We start from the raw sequence: 15,870 nt of genomic DNA, 5'->3' as shown, positions 1-15,870 counted from the left end.
TCAATCTCTCCCTTTCAATGCGTATTCAAGTACTGCCATTCGGATATAAACTCCGTTAGCCATTTGTTTAAAAATTCTTGAGCGTTCACACTCAACGAGACAATCTGCTATTTCCACACCACGGTTGATTGGAGCTGGGTGCATAATAATTGCTCCGTCTTTCATTTTCTTTTCTCGCTCTACAGTCAATCCGTATTGCTCATGGTAGTTTTCTTTTGAAAAAAGCGCAGAGACAGCATGGCGCTCATGCTGGACGCGGAGCATCATGACCACATCCGTCGTTTCAATAAAGTCATCTAGATGCTCTGAAGATTCATAGTCTCCGCTCCATTCTTCTGGACAAATAAAGCTCACTTTAGCTCCTAATTGCTTGAGCGCCGCTGCGTTTGATTTTGCCACACGGCTATGAGCGATGTCTCCGACGATGGTGACGTGAATGCCTTCGATCCGTCCGAACTCTTGATATATGGTCATTAAGTCTAAAAGAGATTGCGTTGGATGTTGACCTGAGCCATCTCCACCATTTATGACAGCAACGTTGCATCCTTCTAGTTGTTGGTAATACTCTTCTTCTTCATGACGTATAATGACTGCACCTACACCAATTGCTTCCATCGTTTTTACTGTATCGTAAAGTGTTTCACCTTTTAAGATGCTAGAAAAAGCTGTTTCAAAAGGTAGTACAGCGAGTCCCATATGATGCTCTGCCATTTCAAAACTCATTTTTGTTCTTGTGCTTGGTTCGAAAAACAAGTTGACGACCGTGCCATCAATTGGCGCTCTCTCGCCTTGCTGAAATTCTCCAGCACGCTTAAGCAAACTCATAATCGTGTCATTTTCTAAGTTGTTCATAGATAGTAAGTTTGGCAAAATTGACTCATCCTCTCATTCTTCAGACAAAAAAACACCTTCCCAGGGGCAGGAAGGTGTGAGGAAAAAAGGGTAGACTTTACCCATTCTTCAACCCTTTCCATGCCTCTCTGGACATTCATTAAAAGGTAATTATTTAGTTCCGTCGTCTACTTCTTTTTTATTCATTCCGGGAAGCACTAAGTTCAAGATGACACCGACAATCGCAGCAAGTGCCATTCCCTCGATCGAGAAGGATTCGTTAAATTCAAGCTTCGCTCCACCAATCCCGATCACCAAGATAACTGATGAGATGACCAAGTTGCGGTTGTTGCCAAAGTCGATGTTGTTGTCCACTAGCATCCGTAACCCAGAAGAAGCGATTATTCCGAAAAGCAGGATAGAAATTCCGCCAAGAACAGCTGTTGGGATTGTTTCAATAACTGCCATCAATTTACCGAAGAAAGAAAAAGCGATGGCGAACACTGCAGCACCCAGGATGACATACACGGAGAACACTTTTGTTATGGCGAGTACTCCGATATTTTCACCGTATGTGGTCTTTGGTGGACCACCGACTAGCGAAGAAATGAAAGTCCCAATCCCGTCTGCTAAAATCGAGCGGTGTAAACCAGGGTCTTTTATGTAATTTCTATCAACAATTTTCCCTAACACAAGCTGGTGTCCGATGTGTTCAGAAATTGTGACGATAGCGATTGGTACCATGACAAACAATAAGGTTGGCGTAACTTGAAACGAATAATCCACTCCAGGAATCAGAAATTCTGGTACTGCGAACCAACTTGCATCGCCAATTGCCGTAAAGTCGATAATTCCGATGGCTGCCGAGTAGCCATAGCCTACAATAATTCCGATCAAAATCGGCATTAATGAAATGATGTTTTTAAAATAAATGTTACAGATGATTGCAGTTAGTAACGTCACAATCGCAGCTGAGAAATGCAGTAGGCTGTACTCCGATCCGCCTTCAGCTGGAATAGTCATTGCCATATTTACCGCCGTGCCTGATAATGCAAGTCCGATGACGATGATAACAGGTCCTACCACAATCGGTGGTAGTAGTTTCATTAGCCAATGATAACCGGTTTTCCAAATGATCAATGCGACAATGGCATAAACCAGTGATACAAACATGGCACCGATCATCGCTGAGCCAATCCCACCTGTTTCTGTCGCAATTGTAATTGGCACGATAAAGGCGAATGATGAGCCTAAGTAAGCTGGTACTTTAAATTGTGTAATGAGGATAAAAATGATTGTTGCAATTCCACTTGTTAACAATGCGATGGCTGGGCTTAACCCGACCAGTTGCGGTACTAATATCGTTGCACCAAACATAGCAAACATATGCTGTAAGCTTAGCGAGATCCATTGACCTGCTTTTGGTTTGTCTTGTACGTCTAAAATAGCTTCACTCAATTTCCATTCTCCCCTGTCTCTATCTCTCTATTCGTGAATGGCTACTCGATCCACTTGATCGCTTTCGACCATTTGGACGATAATGCGTTCATCGCTTGAAGTCGGAATGTTCTTTCCAACAAAGTCAGCTCGGATGGGCAATTCGCGATGACCTCTGTCAATCAGCACAGCCAGTTGAATTTGTGCTGGCCGTCCAAGGTCCATTACGGCATCCATTGCAGCACGTACTGTTCTTCCTGTGTAAAGCACATCGTCTACAAGAATCACTTTTTTATCGAGTATGCTGTGTTCAATATCAACTTGCTGAACTAATGGTTCTTGATTTTTTGTTTTGACGCTCAAGTCATCTCTGTAAAGCGTGATATCGAGTTCACCTTTTAAAATAGGACGTCCTTCAATTTTTTCGATTTTTTCTGCTAAGCGCTTTGCGATAAAAGCACCACGTGTTTTAATGCCGACTAGTATGCAATCATCTATGCCTTTATTACGTTCGATAATTTCGTGTGCAATGCGAGTAATCGCTCGGCTTATCGCCTGTTCATCCAAAATATCTGCTTTTTCTACCATGAGACCCGCTCCTTTTTTGCAAATAAAAAACCTCTTGCCATAGAGGCAAGAGGATAGATGCGCAGAAAAACTCAGCACGGAAGACAAACTTCCGGCTTGCGTAAATACCTTCTCAGCCTCTCTGGACTGTAGTTAAAGGTGTTATTATTCGATTTGTTTTTTTAAGTATAAAGAAAGAGAAACGGGTTTGTCAATCCTTATCGCGAAGAGATTCTAGAAGTTCTGCAAATTCAGCTGGTGGCTCTGCAGAAAACTCCATGTATTCGTTCGTTCTCGGATGAATAAAACCAATCACTTCAGCGTGAAGAGCTTGACCGCCAACATCCATTGTTTTTTTCGGTCCGTATTTCGGATCCCCTACAAGCGGAAAACCAATGTATTTCATGTGAACACGGATTTGATGCGTTCTTCCTGTTTCTAAACGGCATTCAACAAGCGTAAAGTTTCCGAAACGTTCAAGTACACGGAAATGCGTTACGGCATGCTTTCCTTTATCAACAATCGCCATATTTTGACGTTCTTTAGGATCACGTGCAATTGGTGCTTGGATTGTTCCTTTATCATGAGGAATATGACCGTGAACCAAAGCCACATATTTGCGCGTAACTGTCTTTTTCACTAATTGATCAACAAGTGATGTATGAGCAGCGTCATTTTTCGCTACCATCAACAAGCCCGAAGTATCTTTATCAATGCGATGAACAATTCCAGGACGCACAACACCATTAATACCTGAAAGGTCTGTGCAATGATGCATTAACCCATTCACTAAAGTTCCTTTAGCATGACCAGGAGCCGGGTGAACAACCATGCCTTTAGGTTTGTTAACCACTAAAACATCTTCATCTTCATAAACAATCTCCAAATCTAAATCTTCAGGAACTACATCTAATTCTTCCAACTCAGGTGGAGTGACAATGATAATGTCTTGCAGACGTACTTTGTAATTCGGTTTTACGGTTTCTCCGTTAACTTTTACTGCACCTTCTTTGACCCAATTGCTGATCTGTGAACGCGACCAGTCTCCATCTATCGATGACACAGCTTTATCTACTCGTTCGCCGGCCATTTCTTTTGTGATTTCAATCGTTAAATCTTCCATTAAGACACCTTTTTCTTTTGTTGTTTTTCGTCATAAATAATATAAATAATCATCAACACGACACCAATCGTCAATGCGGCATCTGCCACATTAAATATCGGAAAATCATAACCAATCACAGGAATTAGTACGTCAACAAAATCAACGACTTCTCCGCGAAACATTCGATCGATAAAATTACCAACTGCGCCTCCTAAGAGAACCATTAAACTTAGCTGAAATAAAGGTTGCCCTTGTGCATGTTTATGAAAATAGTAAAGTATTCCGATAATAACCGCTACTGTAATAATAGCGAACAGCCACATCTGTCCTTCTAGCATACCCCAAGCAGCGCCACGATTCCGGTGCGACAACCATCCAAGGTAAGGGTCAATGACCGAAATCCGTTCACCCAATTCCATATTTTTCAGTACTAGCCATTTTGTCCATTGATCTAATGCGATTATGAATATTGCAAGTCCATAATAAATAAACATCTGTATCCTCCGTCAATTCAGCAGTCAATCTATTTTACCACACTGACAGCAAAAAAAGTAAAGGGCCTGGAGCTACCGAATTTCGGCTCTCCAAACCCTTTTTAAATTTGTTTTTATTGATTAAGCAAACTGTGTTTCGATAACACTTGCACAGCGAGGGCATAATGTTGGATGCGCTTCGCTTTGACCGATTTCTTCAGAAATTGTCCAGCAGCGTTCACATTTTTCACCCGTCGCTTTTTCTACAGTGACTGAAACTTCATTTATTTTTACAGCATGTTCTGGTGCTTGATCTTGTGTACCACCATACTCGTATTTCGATACGATGAACAATTGAGCAAGATTTTCATCAGTAGAAGCTAATAATGTAGCAAGTTCTTCGTCGCCAAAGACCGTTACTTTTGCTTCTAGCGATTTACCAATTGTTTTAGCTGCACGCGCTTCTTCTAATGCTTTTAACACATCATCGCGAACATCCATAAATCGGCTCCATTTGTCATTTAATCCTTCAAACGCTGGGTTTGAAACAACTTCCGGGAAATCTGTCAATTGAACACTATCTTCTTCAACAAAGCTCAAGTAAGACCATAATTCATCCGCCGTATGAGGAATGATTGGTGCTGCTAGCTTCAGAATAGCCATTAACGAATCAAACATTACGGTTTGCATCGCACGACGATGTGGGTGATTTACATTTTCAATATAAACAACGTCTTTCGCTACATCCAAGTAGAATGAGCTTAAATCGTTAGCACAATAATTGTTTAATGCATGATAGATTGTTGAAAACTCATACGTTTCATAGCCTTTACGTACAGTTTCTACCATCTTCTGTAATTTCATTGCCATGTATTGATCCATTTCACGCATATCTTCAAATGCGATACGGTGCTCTTTTTCGTTGAAATCAGCTAAGTTCCCGTGAAGGAATTTCAGCGTGTTGCGGATTTTACGGTAAACTTCTGATACTTGTTTAAAGTTTTCATCAGAAACACGAACGTCAGCTGTATAGTCTACAGAAGCAACCCATAGACGAAGGATATCTGCGCCCATTTGGTTCATGACTTTTGAAGGAACAATAACGTTACCAAGTGATTTACTCATTTTACGCCCATTGCCATCAAGAGTAAAGCCATGGCTCAAAATGCCTTTATACGGTGCGTGGCCATTGATTGCAACACTTGTCGTTAGCGACGAGTTGAACCAACCACGGTATTGGTCAGATCCTTCTAAGTAAAGATCTGCTGGGTATTGAAGATCTTCCCGTTCAACAAGAACACCTTGGTGAGATGATCCTGAGTCAAACCAAACATCCATAATATCCATTTCTTTTGTAAATTCACCGTTCGGGCTACTTGGGTGAGTAAATCCTGGCGGTAATAATTCTGCTGTTGAACGCTCAAACCAAACGTTTGAACCGTTTTCGCGGAACAATTTTGCAATGTGTGCAATTGTTTCCTCCGTGATAACCGGATCACCATTTTCAGCATAAAACACAGGAATTGGAACGCCCCAAACGCGCTGACGTGAAATATTCCAATCTCCACGATCACGTAGCATATTAAATAAACGTGTTTCGCCCCAAGCTGGAGTAAACGAAGTTTCTTTAATCGCTTTTAAGATTTGATCACGGAATGCTTCAATCGATACAAACCATTGAGCTGTTGCACGGTAAATTACCGGTTTTTTCGTCCGCCAGTCATGAGGATATGAGTGCGTGATAAATGTTAGCTTTTCAAGTGCACCTACTTTATCTAATGCTTCTGTTATCGATTTATTGGCTTTGTCGTAAAACTCGCCTTCAAATCCAGGTGCTTCAGCTGTCATAACTCCGCGCTCATCTACTGGGCATAAAACGTCCAATCCGTATTTTTTACCGATTAAGAAGTCATCTTCACCATGGCCCGGTGCTGTGTGAACACAACCCGTACCTGAATCTGTTGTGACGTGTTCGCCAAGCATCACTAATGAAGTACGATCATAAAGAGGATGTTTTGTAAGAATATGTTCTAGTTCTTCACCTTTGATAAGACGAACAACTTCTGCATCTGTCCAACCTAATTCTTCAGATACTTCTTTTAATAGCTCTTGTGCAACGATGTAAAGAGAACCATTGACAGAGACTTCTGCATAATCCAATTTAGCATGCACGGAAATTCCTAGGTTCGCCGGAATTGTCCAAGGTGTAGTAGTCCAGATAACAAAATTTGTTCCTTCTACTAAAACGCCTTTGCCATCCGTTACAGGGAAAGAAACGTAAATAGAAGGAGATTTTTTGTCGTGATACTCAATTTCAGCTTCAGCAAGTGATGATTCACTTGATGGCGACCAATAAACAGGTTTCAATCCTTTATAGATATAACCTTTGTTGGCCATTTTACCAAACACTTCAATTTGACGGGCTTCATATGCCGGTTTTAATGTCACATAAGGATTTTCCCAATCGCCACGAACACCAATACGCTTGAATTGAGAGCGTTGATTGTCGATTTGTTGGAAAGCATATTCTTCACAAAGCTTGCGGAATTCCGCTAAAGACATTTCTTTGCGGTTTACGCCTTTGTTTGTTAAAGCTTGTTCAATTGGCAAACCGTGCGTGTCCCAACCTGGAACGTATGGTGCATGGAAGCCCATCATCGAGCGCGAACGAACGATCATATCTTTTAGTACTTTGTTAAGTGCATGGCCCATATGCAAATCACCGTTCGCATATGGAGGTCCATCATGAAGAACGAAAAACGGACGACCCGCAGTACGATCTTGCACTTGTTTGTAAATGTTCATGTCTTCCCATTTTTGTTGCATTTCTGGTTCGCGATTTGGCAAATTTCCACGCATTGGAAAATCGGTTTTTGGCATTAATAACGTATCTTTGTATTCCATTTCTATTCCTCCTGTAGACATAATAAAAAGCCCCCCATCCCTGGTAAAGGGACGAGAAGCTTAAACTCGCGGTACCACCCTTGTTGCAGCTAGATAGCTGCCACTCGATCGCCGTAACGTGGCGTAGACGGAATTGGATACTAGCTATTCACCAATTCTGCTCAAGAGTGATTTTCATCTATATGTCCGCATCAGGCTTCCACTGTCCCTGATTCGCTTTAGCGTTCTACATAAACTACTGTCTCTATCAGCGCGTTTTATTGTATGTCGTAATTATAGATTCAGAAAGTCTCAGAGTCAAGAGTTCGTCTCTTCTTTGTCCTTCTCAATCTTCTCTAAATTTTGTGTGTCGATATCGTATTCTAATAATGTTTCCCAATCATCTGTTTCGATCAAGTCTAATTGAGCTTCAACAAGCATTTTGAAACGATTTTTGAAAATACGAGATTGTTTTTTCAGTTCTTCAATTTCGGTTGCAATACGACGTGCTTTCGTCAATGATTCATTGACAATGCGATCTGCATTTTTCTCTGCTTCTTTAATAATCAATTCTGCTTCTTTTTGTGAGTTACGACGAACTTCTTCTGAAGCTTCTTGAGCCACAAAAATCGATTTTTGTAATGTCGACTCAATTGTATTGAAATGGCCAACTCGTTCGTCGGTTGTACGTAACCGTTCTTCAAGAGCTGCCTTGTCTTTTAGCAAAATTTCATAATCTCTCATAATTTGTTCCAGGAATTCATTTACTTCATCTTCCTGATATCCACGGAATGCACGGCTGAATTCTTTGTTATGTATATCTAACGGGGATAATGGCATTGAGTAAACCTCTCCTTAACTTGTAATCTTATCTTTCTATTATACCGTTCATAACTTTAAATTTCAGTACTATTTCGTAATTTTCCCAAGACGGCTAGTTTTTTGTTTCTAGACGACCGATTTGCAAGCGAACTTTGTCTTTTTTCGTACGCCCTTCGATCATAATCAAACGAACTCGACCAAATCCTCTTGAAGAAATCATGTCCGATTCATGTAGCTCAAATGAAGGTTGCTCTTGCAAAGTCCAGTTAACTTTCACTTTTCCACCATGAATTAAGGCAGAAGCTTTTTGTCTTGATATGTTATAGACAGAACTCATGACCGTATCCAGTCGCATCGAACTAACAGTATAGGGTTCTTCTGTCCACTCTTCACTTGTCTCAATCATTTCTGTTAGGTCTGTAATTTCATTCAATTGAACTTTCACTTTTGCAGCACTCACAAAATTACTTTGCAAATAAGGGCTGATTTCATTCATAACAGCAAGTTGAACACGATCATTATCAATACGAATATCGCCAAATTTACTTCGGTCAAGCCCAAGCGACATGATTGACCCCAATATATCGGGGTGACGTAAATTAACAAACTTCGATGGGTATTTCAATTCGAAAACTGTAATATTAAAGTCTTCTTTTTGTGGCTCGAAATAAGAGGGATACAGCAATACGCGTTGTCTTTCTGCATCTTTAAAAATTCCCGAAGTCATCATTTTTACATCAGTCGACCCCATCACTGCTTCTACGATAAATCGCTGTCGAGGATCAAGAAAGTCCGTTAATTTTGGTGAATAGCGGTCTTCCACTTCACGTAGCCAGCCCGAAACTTGCTCGATAAATTGTTGTTCTTCTTTTCTGAAATGCTGAAATATCTCTTCCATATCAATGCTCCTTCAGACCAGTTTTTCAAGAAAAAAACCTCACATCACGTGAGGTTTTAGATTAAACGAAGAAATTATATAATACAATAATCCCTTGGCTTGCTAAATTCAAAGTGAAAATTGCAACGATCGGTGAGATATCAATCATGCCGATTGGTGGGATAAAGCGTCTGAAAATGTCCAAATAAGGATCTGTGATTTTGGAAATCATTTGTCCAAAACTAGATTCTTTAATGCTCGGTACCCAACTCATGAATACACTAACAATTAGAATATAAAAATAGATGTTAATTGCTGAAAGTATCAAATTTAATATAACTGACATACTTTTTTATGGCACCCCTCTTATTGTTGCTCGTCGTAATAATAATCTGAAATGGCGCCATCCACTTCTACAGTGTCTGGTACGCATAAGAAAATATCCGTTCCAATGCGTTGAATGTCTCCACCAAGAGCATAAACAGTTCCACTTAAAAAGTCGATGATCCGTAGACCTTGATCTTTTTCAATGCGTTGAAGGTTCACAACTACTGCTTGCTTGTTCTTTAGGCTTTCTGCGATATCTTGTGCTTCGGCATAAACTCTTGGTTCTGCCAAGCTAACTTTTGAAGCTTTTGAAGCTCCTTGCATACTGACTAAATTAGACACATTGGTCTCCTCCACTTTCTGGCGCCGTTCTTTCGGTGCTTTTTTCGGCTCTTGCATAACAGCAGGTTTTTCGTACCGCGGAGCTGTTTTTTGTTGTTTAACGGGTTGTTCACGAACTTGTACTTGTTCCTCAAACTCATCTAAGTAAAAGAAATTTTTAAATTTGTCTTTCACGCCCATCATTTTTCCTCACTTTCTGCCCCAACCAATGCTGTGCCAATTCGGACAAAACTAGCTCCTTCTTGAGCAGCAATTAAGTAGTCGTTAGACATGCCCATCGAACATTCCGTGCATGGTGCATGTGCCCAGTTTTTCTCAGACACTTGAAGTTGGAGTGATTTTAACCCTTTAAATGCTTCACGGATTACACTTTCATCGGACGTATTTGGTGCCATTGTCATCAATCCGACCACTTTTATGTTGTCATAAGCTTCGAGTGATTCGATAAAGTTTATTGTATCTTCAGGTTCAATACCACTTTTCGACTCTTCTGCCGACACATTTACTTGAACAAAACAGTTTACAGGCCGAGTAGCACGTTTTTGAATTTCTTTGGCCAAACTTAATCGATCTAATGAATGTAAATAATCGATTTCATTAATAACATCTTTTACTTTTCTCGTTTGTAGATTGCCTATATAGTGCCAAGACACATTTTCGTCAATTGCTTCAAGTTTTTGGGATAATCCTTCTGGACGGTTTTCACCCAGATGATGAACTCCTGCTTGAATCGCTTCTTTCGTGCGTTCTATGCCAACTTGTTTTGTTACAGCAATAATCTGTATCGTGTTATTTACAGCAGATAATTGTTCAGTAATCTCTTCAAATATAGGTTTAATCGGTTTCATTTAGTCACAACTTTTCTTATAGAAGTCCAATATATTGTACCAAGTTTTAATTGATTTATCAATTAAGCTCTTTCTCTATAAAAAAACAGCTGCCCAACCGGCAGCTGTTTGGATTAACGTCTCTTTTGACGATTGCGTAAGAAAGTCGGAATGTCTAGTGCATCGTCGCTATGTTTTTCTTGTCTTTGTGGTTCTTGGTTGTAATAAGGTGGCTGTTCTTCACGGCGTTGCTCGTCGCGACGTTGATCTTCACGGCGTGCATCACGGATTGACGGCGCTGGAGTTTGTTGTTGAATCGACTGGACGCGACTTGAATTCAATCCAGATCCTCTTGGCGTTCTTGGCTGAAGTTGTTCTTCATTAAAGCCAGTCGCGATAACTGTCACGATAATTTCATCTTTCAAGTTATCGTTAATAACAGAACCGAAAATCATGTTAACTTCTTCATCAGAAGCCGATGCTACAATATCAGCTGCTTCTTGAACTTCATAAAGGCTAAGGTTAGATCCGCCTGTAATGTTCATTAAGACACCTTTTGCACCGTCAACTGAAACTTCAAGCAATGGACTTGAAACAGCTTTTTTAGCCGCTTCAGAAGCGCGATTTTCTCCTGAAGATACACCGATTCCCATTAATGCAGAACCTTTGTTAGACATAATAGTTTTAACGTCGGCGAAATCCAAGTTGATCAATCCAGGAACGGCGATCAAGTCAGAGATACCAGATACACCTTGGCGTAAAACATTATCCGCTTCGCGGAAAGCTTCAAGCATTGGTGTGTTTTTATCAACGATTTCAAGTAAACGATCGTTTGGAATAACAATCAATGTGTCAACTGATTCTTTCATCGTTGCAATACCACCGATTGCTTGTGTTGAGCGTTTACGGCCTTCGAAAGTAAATGGACGCGTAACGACACCAACAGTTAATGCGCCAAGTTCTTTAGCGATTCCAGCAATAACTGGTGCTGCACCCGTACCTGTTCCGCCGCCCATTCCTGCAGTTACGAATACCATATCTGCTCCGCGTAAAGCTTCTTCGATTTGTTCTTTGCTTTCTTCTGCTGCTTTTTTACCAACATCAGGGTTCGCACCGGCACCAAGACCGCGTGTTAATTTACCACCAATTTGAAGGCGCACTTCTGCCTTAGATAAGTTTAAAGCTTGTGCATCTGTGTTTACTGCTATAAATTCTACACCTTGTACTCCGTGTTCGATCATACGGTTTACGGCATTGTTACCACCGCCACCTACTCCAATAACTTTAATTACGGCCAGTGCATCAATATTTGTATCAAATTCCAACATTCTTTTTCCTCCTAAGATTGCTTAGCTTTTATAGTTGCAAGCTAGATGCAACATTGATTTTATTCAAAGAATCGATCAAACATCTTTTTGGCTTTCGTTACGACACCTTCAGAGTTTTGTTTTGGCTGCTTTTGCTTTTTAGGTTGTTGCACTTCTTGCTGTTCAACTTTCGCAGCTCCGGCAACAGCTCCACCATTTCCAATACGACCATAAAAGACATCTTCCATGTATGCATATTGTATTAAGCCAACTGCTGTCGTGTACTGTGGTTCTCGAACGCCAATAAATTCTGGTGTGAATAAACGAACGCGAGTTTGCAGGATATTACGTGCAAGTTCTGGCAGTCCATCCAATTTAGCCATGCCGCCTGTTAAAACGACTCCTCCTGGCAAGTCTTGAACGCCCAAGCGATAAAACTCATCTAAAATCAGTTCGAAAAGTTCTTCCAGGCGAACTCCGATTATTTCAGATATGTATTTTTGATTATACTGTTCTGTTGAATCAGATCCAATAACTGGGACTTCAAAAACTTCATCTTCTGAAGCATCTTCGAAAAACGCATGACCATATTCAAGTTTAATTTTTTCAGCTTGATCTGTCGGTGTCTTTAAAATAATGGACAAATCTTTTGTAACGTGGTCTCCTCCAACCGGAATTACGGAAGAAGCAGTCAAGTGGCCTTCTTGGAAGATGGAAATAGAAGTCGATCCTCCACCGATATCGATACACGCTGTGCCATGATTTTTCTCATCTTCAGTTAATGCATAACTTCCTGCTGCAAGCGGTTGGACATAAATATCACGAATTTCAAGTCCTGCTCTTTCTACACAGCGAAGTACGTTGTGTAAAATAGTTTTTGAAGTTGTCACCATTGTACCATCCATTTCAAGGCGGATACCAATCATGCCCCGTGGATCTTTAATTTCACCTAAATGGTCCACAATGTATTGTTCAGGAATGATGTTGACTAACTCCCGTTCTGGGGGAATCGACATAACTTGTGCCGCTTCTAATACACGATCCAAGTCTTCATCGGTAATTTCACGATTTTCACTGTTTACTGCAACAATCCCTTTAACGGGCTGTAATACTGCCTTATTTGCTGGAATTCCTAATACCACTTCGTGAATCGATTTGCCGATCATGCGCTCTGCCTGATCGACAGCTTTTTTAATGGACTGCACCGTTGCATCTATGTCAACAATCGCACCTTTTTTAATCCCATTAGATTTTACATTTCCGACACCGATTACGTTCAATGACTTGTTGGCCATTTCTCCGATTAAAACTTTAACGGATGACGAACCGATATCTAGACTTACATATAATTCTGATTGACTCAATTCGTGGCACCTCCTTATTAAACTGCTGTACTTATATTCTATTGCATATCGTGCACCTTGTCTAAGAAAATCGCAAAACTTAAATAAATTTCCTCTAATTATTCAAATTGTTTCTCTAACTTCTTTTTTTTCAGCCCATTTTGCTAAAATAATGCGTCGAATGACTGCAATATTTTGAAATAGCCGAACACCAAATGCGAAAATTGCAGCTAAATACAAATCGACTCCTAAGTGAACACCGAGAAAAGCAAGACCTGCTGCTAATGCAATGTTGAAAAAGAACCCAGAAACAAATACTTTATCATCATACACTTGCTGTAAATGAGCACGTATTCCGCCAAATAGTGTATCAAGAGACGCTAATACGGCTATGGATAAATAATTGGCATATTCTGGAGGTATTTGCATATCCGTCAGAAGACCAAGCGAAATACCGAGTAATAAACCTAAAATGGATAGCCACATCGCTATTCCCCCTCTATTGCCTGTAAATATTTGGTGTCTATAGTACCATCATATGCTTCGATCACCATATCGCTTTGTGGTACTGAAACTGTTAGTGACATATTATCGATATAAAAATCATCTAGAATACGTGATGCCAATAAATGATTATACAGCTTTTCTGAGTCATCTATCGACTGAGAAATAATTTTTATTGAAAACGGGGGTGTTTCAACCGGTTTTGCATTTACTGATGTCTGACCGTTTATGTCTCGTATCGAAGTCGTGTTAATGATTCGTTTTCCATCTATCGATACGTAGAGAGCATCATACCGATTGATTTCATTAACGAGTCGAATTAGTAAGTCTGGTGAAATTCCTTCTATTTCCAATCCTAACGCAACCGCTTCCATCGATGGCTCAACTAAAACCTCAAAGCCAGGTCCAGTCGTTTCTGTTAAACCAACAGCATTTCTTAATTCACCAGCGGTTTCACGTAATGCTTGTTCAGGGCTTTCATCTGCTGCTGTATTGTATTTGTCTAATGTTTCATCAAGAGTACCTATTTCTGAAAGCAGTTGCGAATGCAACTTTTTTTCTCTCGATAACTCTTGCCTTACTTCCCATACATCTCGCGTATCGCGTCTGTCAGGTTCATTGATTGTATTATATTGTATGGCAGTCATTAAGCCGATTAAAAACAGTATCGCCGTAAATCTAGTGAAAATCTTTTTCTTCACAAAACTTCCTCCTTACTCATGATTCCGTAAGTAAAGCAGGCATTTTAATGATTAATCCCTCATCCAATGTAACGACAATATTATCATTTACTAATTGATCCATAATTCCTCCGGTTAATTTTATCGAAGAAGACAATACTTTAGGTTCGCCGATTGCTTCTATCACAAAAGGAGCCGGGTATTGAACGCCGTCTACCGTAATAACCGGTCCGGTACATACAATATAGGAATTGCTATGAATACGCTGACCGTTAATTGAAATCGCTTCTGCACCCGAAATATACAATTCATTAATCACCTGAAAAACATGACTTTCATGAACAATATAATCATTAGGATTCACTGAGTTAGGGTTGTAATCACCGTCTTGCAACGTTACTTTTAAGCCGCTTCCTTGAATCGGCACTAGACCAAGATATCTTCGGAGTTCTTCTGCTTCTTTCGCATATTCCGTATAGCGGTTTTCTCCATCCGCAAAAGATTTTTCAAACTCCTGAACTTCGCTTTGCTTTTCTTGCAATTCATCTCGTAAGGCTTTATTGCGCTCTTGCTGATTGATTAGCTCTTTACGATACCGTTCTTCTTGTTCAAAAAAGGCCCCACCCGTATAGCCTTCCGTCTCTTTGTTAGCATTGGAAAGACTATAGGAATAGGCCATGATAAATCCAAGAACTAAGAATACCAATGAAAAAACAATTGATTTGCTAAAGTTTTTGCGGTTATTCCTCTTCGGCGTCTTCATCTTCTGGATCCTCCTCTGCAAAACCATAAGCATCTGCATAAGAGCGGAAATATATTCCGACTTCCATATCAATTACGCCTTTTTGATCTTCTTCTAATTGCGAGATGACAGATGGGTAATAATTTATCTTCTCAGCCAATGTACTTAATATCCCATGAATTTCGTTTCCGTCATTCATATACAAAGTAACAAAATCTGCATCTTTTTCTTTCGAATCTAAAATGATTTGAGAAATCAATTGTAGTACTTCCGGATTGATCTCCGCTAATTGGTCAATCAATTTCCCTCTTTTTTTCTCGTCATCAAAATTCGAATAAATTGGACCATCAATATTCGTTACTGGTTGTTTGAGTGCTAGATTGTTTGATAAAACAATCTGGTAACTATTGCCACGGTCTAAATAGCCCATTTGAACATACTCTTTCAGATCAATTTCAACACCGGTCAACCAATTTTTATTAACCGAAGCTTTTTCCACCCATTCCAACTTTTCTAGTTGTTGCGCAACAGCTCGCGTATCGAATGACCACATTGAATCTCCGATTGCTAATCCACTTGCTGCCTGATAGCTTTTCTGATTAAAAAGAACAGCGCCTTCTATAGTGATGGTCTGGATTTCACTGTACTTCGACTGGCTGTATAAAAGTACGGCAAGCAAAGTGAGAAAAATGAGCAACAGCGCCACGAACTTGCGATTGGTTCTTTTTTTCCGTCGATCGCGGAGCGATGGGATGCGTTCTTCGATGTCAATCACTTTGTCCATAATTGCTGCCCCTTATCTT

The 15,870-nt window shown here is 40.2% G+C and carries 17 protein-coding genes and 1 other annotated feature; all 17 genes read right to left on the bottom strand.

Annotated features, from left to right (window positions below; all coding sequences use genetic code 11):
* Window positions 1-870, bottom strand: a complete 870-nt coding sequence (locus MLE13_RS01380; RefSeq protein WP_276323764.1) for an aspartate carbamoyltransferase catalytic subunit — start codon at window positions 868-870, stop codon at window positions 1-3.
* 132 nt (window positions 871-1,002) lie between these two features.
* Window positions 1,003-2,289 (bottom strand): solute carrier family 23 protein, encoded by a 1,287-nt coding sequence (locus MLE13_RS01375; protein WP_240747687.1) that lies wholly within the window; start codon window positions 2,287-2,289, stop codon window positions 1,003-1,005.
* Window positions 2,290-2,316: 27 nt separating this feature from the next.
* Window positions 2,317-2,856, bottom strand: a complete 540-nt coding sequence (gene pyrR, locus MLE13_RS01370; protein ID WP_008498005.1) for a bifunctional pyr operon transcriptional regulator/uracil phosphoribosyltransferase PyrR — start codon at window positions 2,854-2,856, stop codon at window positions 2,317-2,319.
* A 190-nt stretch (window positions 2,857-3,046) separates the two neighbouring features.
* Window positions 3,047-3,958: an RluA family pseudouridine synthase gene (locus MLE13_RS01365; RefSeq protein WP_240747686.1), complete on the bottom strand. Its 912-nt coding sequence runs from the start codon at window positions 3,956-3,958 to the stop codon at window positions 3,047-3,049.
* Window positions 3,958-4,434 carry a signal peptidase II gene (lspA, locus tag MLE13_RS01360; RefSeq protein ID WP_240747685.1) on the bottom strand — a complete coding sequence of 159 codons (477 nt, stop codon included), beginning with the start codon at window positions 4,432-4,434 and terminating at the stop codon, window positions 3,958-3,960. The genes MLE13_RS01365 and lspA overlap by 1 nt, the downstream gene beginning before the upstream one ends.
* Before the next feature lie 120 nt (window positions 4,435-4,554).
* Window positions 4,555-7,317 carry an isoleucine--tRNA ligase gene (gene ileS, locus MLE13_RS01355; RefSeq protein WP_240747684.1) on the bottom strand — a complete coding sequence of 921 codons (2,763 nt, stop codon included), beginning with the start codon at window positions 7,315-7,317 and terminating at the stop codon, window positions 4,555-4,557.
* A gap of 44 nt (window positions 7,318-7,361) precedes the next feature.
* Window positions 7,362-7,577, bottom strand: a binding site (T-box leader).
* A gap of 37 nt (window positions 7,578-7,614) precedes the next feature.
* The gene (locus MLE13_RS01350; RefSeq protein ID WP_008430754.1) at window positions 7,615-8,136 is read right to left on the bottom strand and encodes a DivIVA domain-containing protein; all 522 of its coding nucleotides are present in this window, start codon (window positions 8,134-8,136) and stop codon (window positions 7,615-7,617) included.
* Window positions 8,137-8,230: 94 nt separating this feature from the next.
* Window positions 8,231-9,016, bottom strand: coding sequence for an RNA-binding protein (locus MLE13_RS01345; RefSeq protein WP_240747683.1), 786 nt, complete (start codon window positions 9,014-9,016; stop codon window positions 8,231-8,233).
* Window positions 9,017-9,077: 61 nt separating this feature from the next.
* The gene (locus MLE13_RS01340) at window positions 9,078-9,341 is read right to left on the bottom strand and encodes a YggT family protein (RefSeq protein WP_008430752.1); all 264 of its coding nucleotides are present in this window, start codon (window positions 9,339-9,341) and stop codon (window positions 9,078-9,080) included.
* 20 nt (window positions 9,342-9,361) lie between these two features.
* Window positions 9,362-9,844, bottom strand: coding sequence for a cell division protein SepF (locus MLE13_RS01335; RefSeq protein WP_240747682.1), 483 nt, complete (start codon window positions 9,842-9,844; stop codon window positions 9,362-9,364).
* Window positions 9,844-10,512 carry a YggS family pyridoxal phosphate-dependent enzyme gene (locus MLE13_RS01330; RefSeq protein ID WP_240747681.1) on the bottom strand — a complete coding sequence of 223 codons (669 nt, stop codon included), beginning with the start codon at window positions 10,510-10,512 and terminating at the stop codon, window positions 9,844-9,846. The genes MLE13_RS01335 and MLE13_RS01330 overlap by 1 nt, the downstream gene beginning before the upstream one ends.
* 113 nt (window positions 10,513-10,625) lie before the next feature.
* On the bottom strand, window positions 10,626-11,819 hold the full coding sequence (gene ftsZ, locus MLE13_RS01325) for a cell division protein FtsZ (protein WP_008430749.1): 1,194 nt from the start codon (window positions 11,817-11,819) through the stop codon (window positions 10,626-10,628).
* 59 nt (window positions 11,820-11,878) lie between these two features.
* Complete coding sequence (ftsA, locus tag MLE13_RS01320) at window positions 11,879-13,162, bottom strand: cell division protein FtsA (RefSeq protein WP_240747680.1); 1,284 nt, start codon at window positions 13,160-13,162, stop codon at window positions 11,879-11,881.
* 102 nt (window positions 13,163-13,264) lie between these two features.
* The gene (locus tag MLE13_RS01315) at window positions 13,265-13,627 is read right to left on the bottom strand and encodes a small basic family protein (protein ID WP_008430746.1); all 363 of its coding nucleotides are present in this window, start codon (window positions 13,625-13,627) and stop codon (window positions 13,265-13,267) included.
* A gap of 2 nt (window positions 13,628-13,629) precedes the next feature.
* Window positions 13,630-14,346 (bottom strand): DUF881 domain-containing protein, encoded by a 717-nt coding sequence (locus MLE13_RS01310; protein ID WP_240747679.1) that lies wholly within the window; start codon window positions 14,344-14,346, stop codon window positions 13,630-13,632.
* A gap of 16 nt (window positions 14,347-14,362) precedes the next feature.
* Window positions 14,363-15,088, bottom strand: coding sequence for a DUF881 domain-containing protein (locus tag MLE13_RS01305; protein ID WP_240747678.1), 726 nt, complete (start codon window positions 15,086-15,088; stop codon window positions 14,363-14,365).
* Window positions 15,066-15,851 carry a cell division protein FtsQ/DivIB gene (locus tag MLE13_RS01300; RefSeq protein WP_240747677.1) on the bottom strand — a complete coding sequence of 262 codons (786 nt, stop codon included), beginning with the start codon at window positions 15,849-15,851 and terminating at the stop codon, window positions 15,066-15,068. Before MLE13_RS01300 ends, MLE13_RS01305 begins: the two co-directional genes overlap by 23 nt.
* Between the last annotated feature and the right edge of the window lie 19 nt (window positions 15,852-15,870).

Source organism: Planococcus halocryophilus (assembly GCF_022489025.1).
Lineage (GTDB): Bacteria > Bacillota > Bacilli > Bacillales_A > Planococcaceae > Planococcus > Planococcus halocryophilus_A.
This window is presented reverse-complemented; position numbering and strand designations above follow the sequence as displayed.

Bases quoted from the DNA above. Each gene is read 5' to 3' on its own strand.
- MLE13_RS01340 (WP_008430752.1), bottom strand. From the start codon at position 9,341: ATGTCAGTTATATTAAATTTGATACTTTCAGCAATTAACATCTATTTT.
- MLE13_RS01300 (WP_240747677.1), bottom strand. From the start codon at position 15,851: ATGGACAAAGTGATTGACATCGAAGAACGCATCCCATCGCTCCGCGAT.
- MLE13_RS01315 (WP_008430746.1), bottom strand. From the start codon at position 13,627: ATGTGGCTATCCATTTTAGGTTTATTACTCGGTATTTCGCTTGGTCTT.
- MLE13_RS01330 (WP_240747681.1), bottom strand. From the start codon at position 10,512: ATGAAACCGATTAAACCTATATTTGAAGAGATTACTGAACAATTATCT.
- MLE13_RS01335 (WP_240747682.1), bottom strand. From the start codon at position 9,844: ATGGGCGTGAAAGACAAATTTAAAAATTTCTTTTACTTAGATGAGTTT.
- MLE13_RS01365 (WP_240747686.1), bottom strand. From the start codon at position 3,958: ATGGAAGATTTAACGATTGAAATCACAAAAGAAATGGCCGGCGAACGA.
- ftsZ (WP_008430749.1), bottom strand. From the start codon at position 11,819: ATGTTGGAATTTGATACAAATATTGATGCACTGGCCGTAATTAAAGTT.
- MLE13_RS01305 (WP_240747678.1), bottom strand. From the start codon at position 15,088: ATGAAGACGCCGAAGAGGAATAACCGCAAAAACTTTAGCAAATCAATT.
- pyrR (WP_008498005.1), bottom strand. From the start codon at position 2,856: ATGGTAGAAAAAGCAGATATTTTGGATGAACAGGCGATAAGCCGAGCG.
- lspA (WP_240747685.1), bottom strand. From the start codon at position 4,434: ATGTTTATTTATTATGGACTTGCAATATTCATAATCGCATTAGATCAA.
- ileS (WP_240747684.1), bottom strand. From the start codon at position 7,317: ATGGAATACAAAGATACGTTATTAATGCCAAAAACCGATTTTCCAATG.
- MLE13_RS01345 (WP_240747683.1), bottom strand. From the start codon at position 9,016: ATGGAAGAGATATTTCAGCATTTCAGAAAAGAAGAACAACAATTTATC.
- MLE13_RS01350 (WP_008430754.1), bottom strand. From the start codon at position 8,136: ATGCCATTATCCCCGTTAGATATACATAACAAAGAATTCAGCCGTGCA.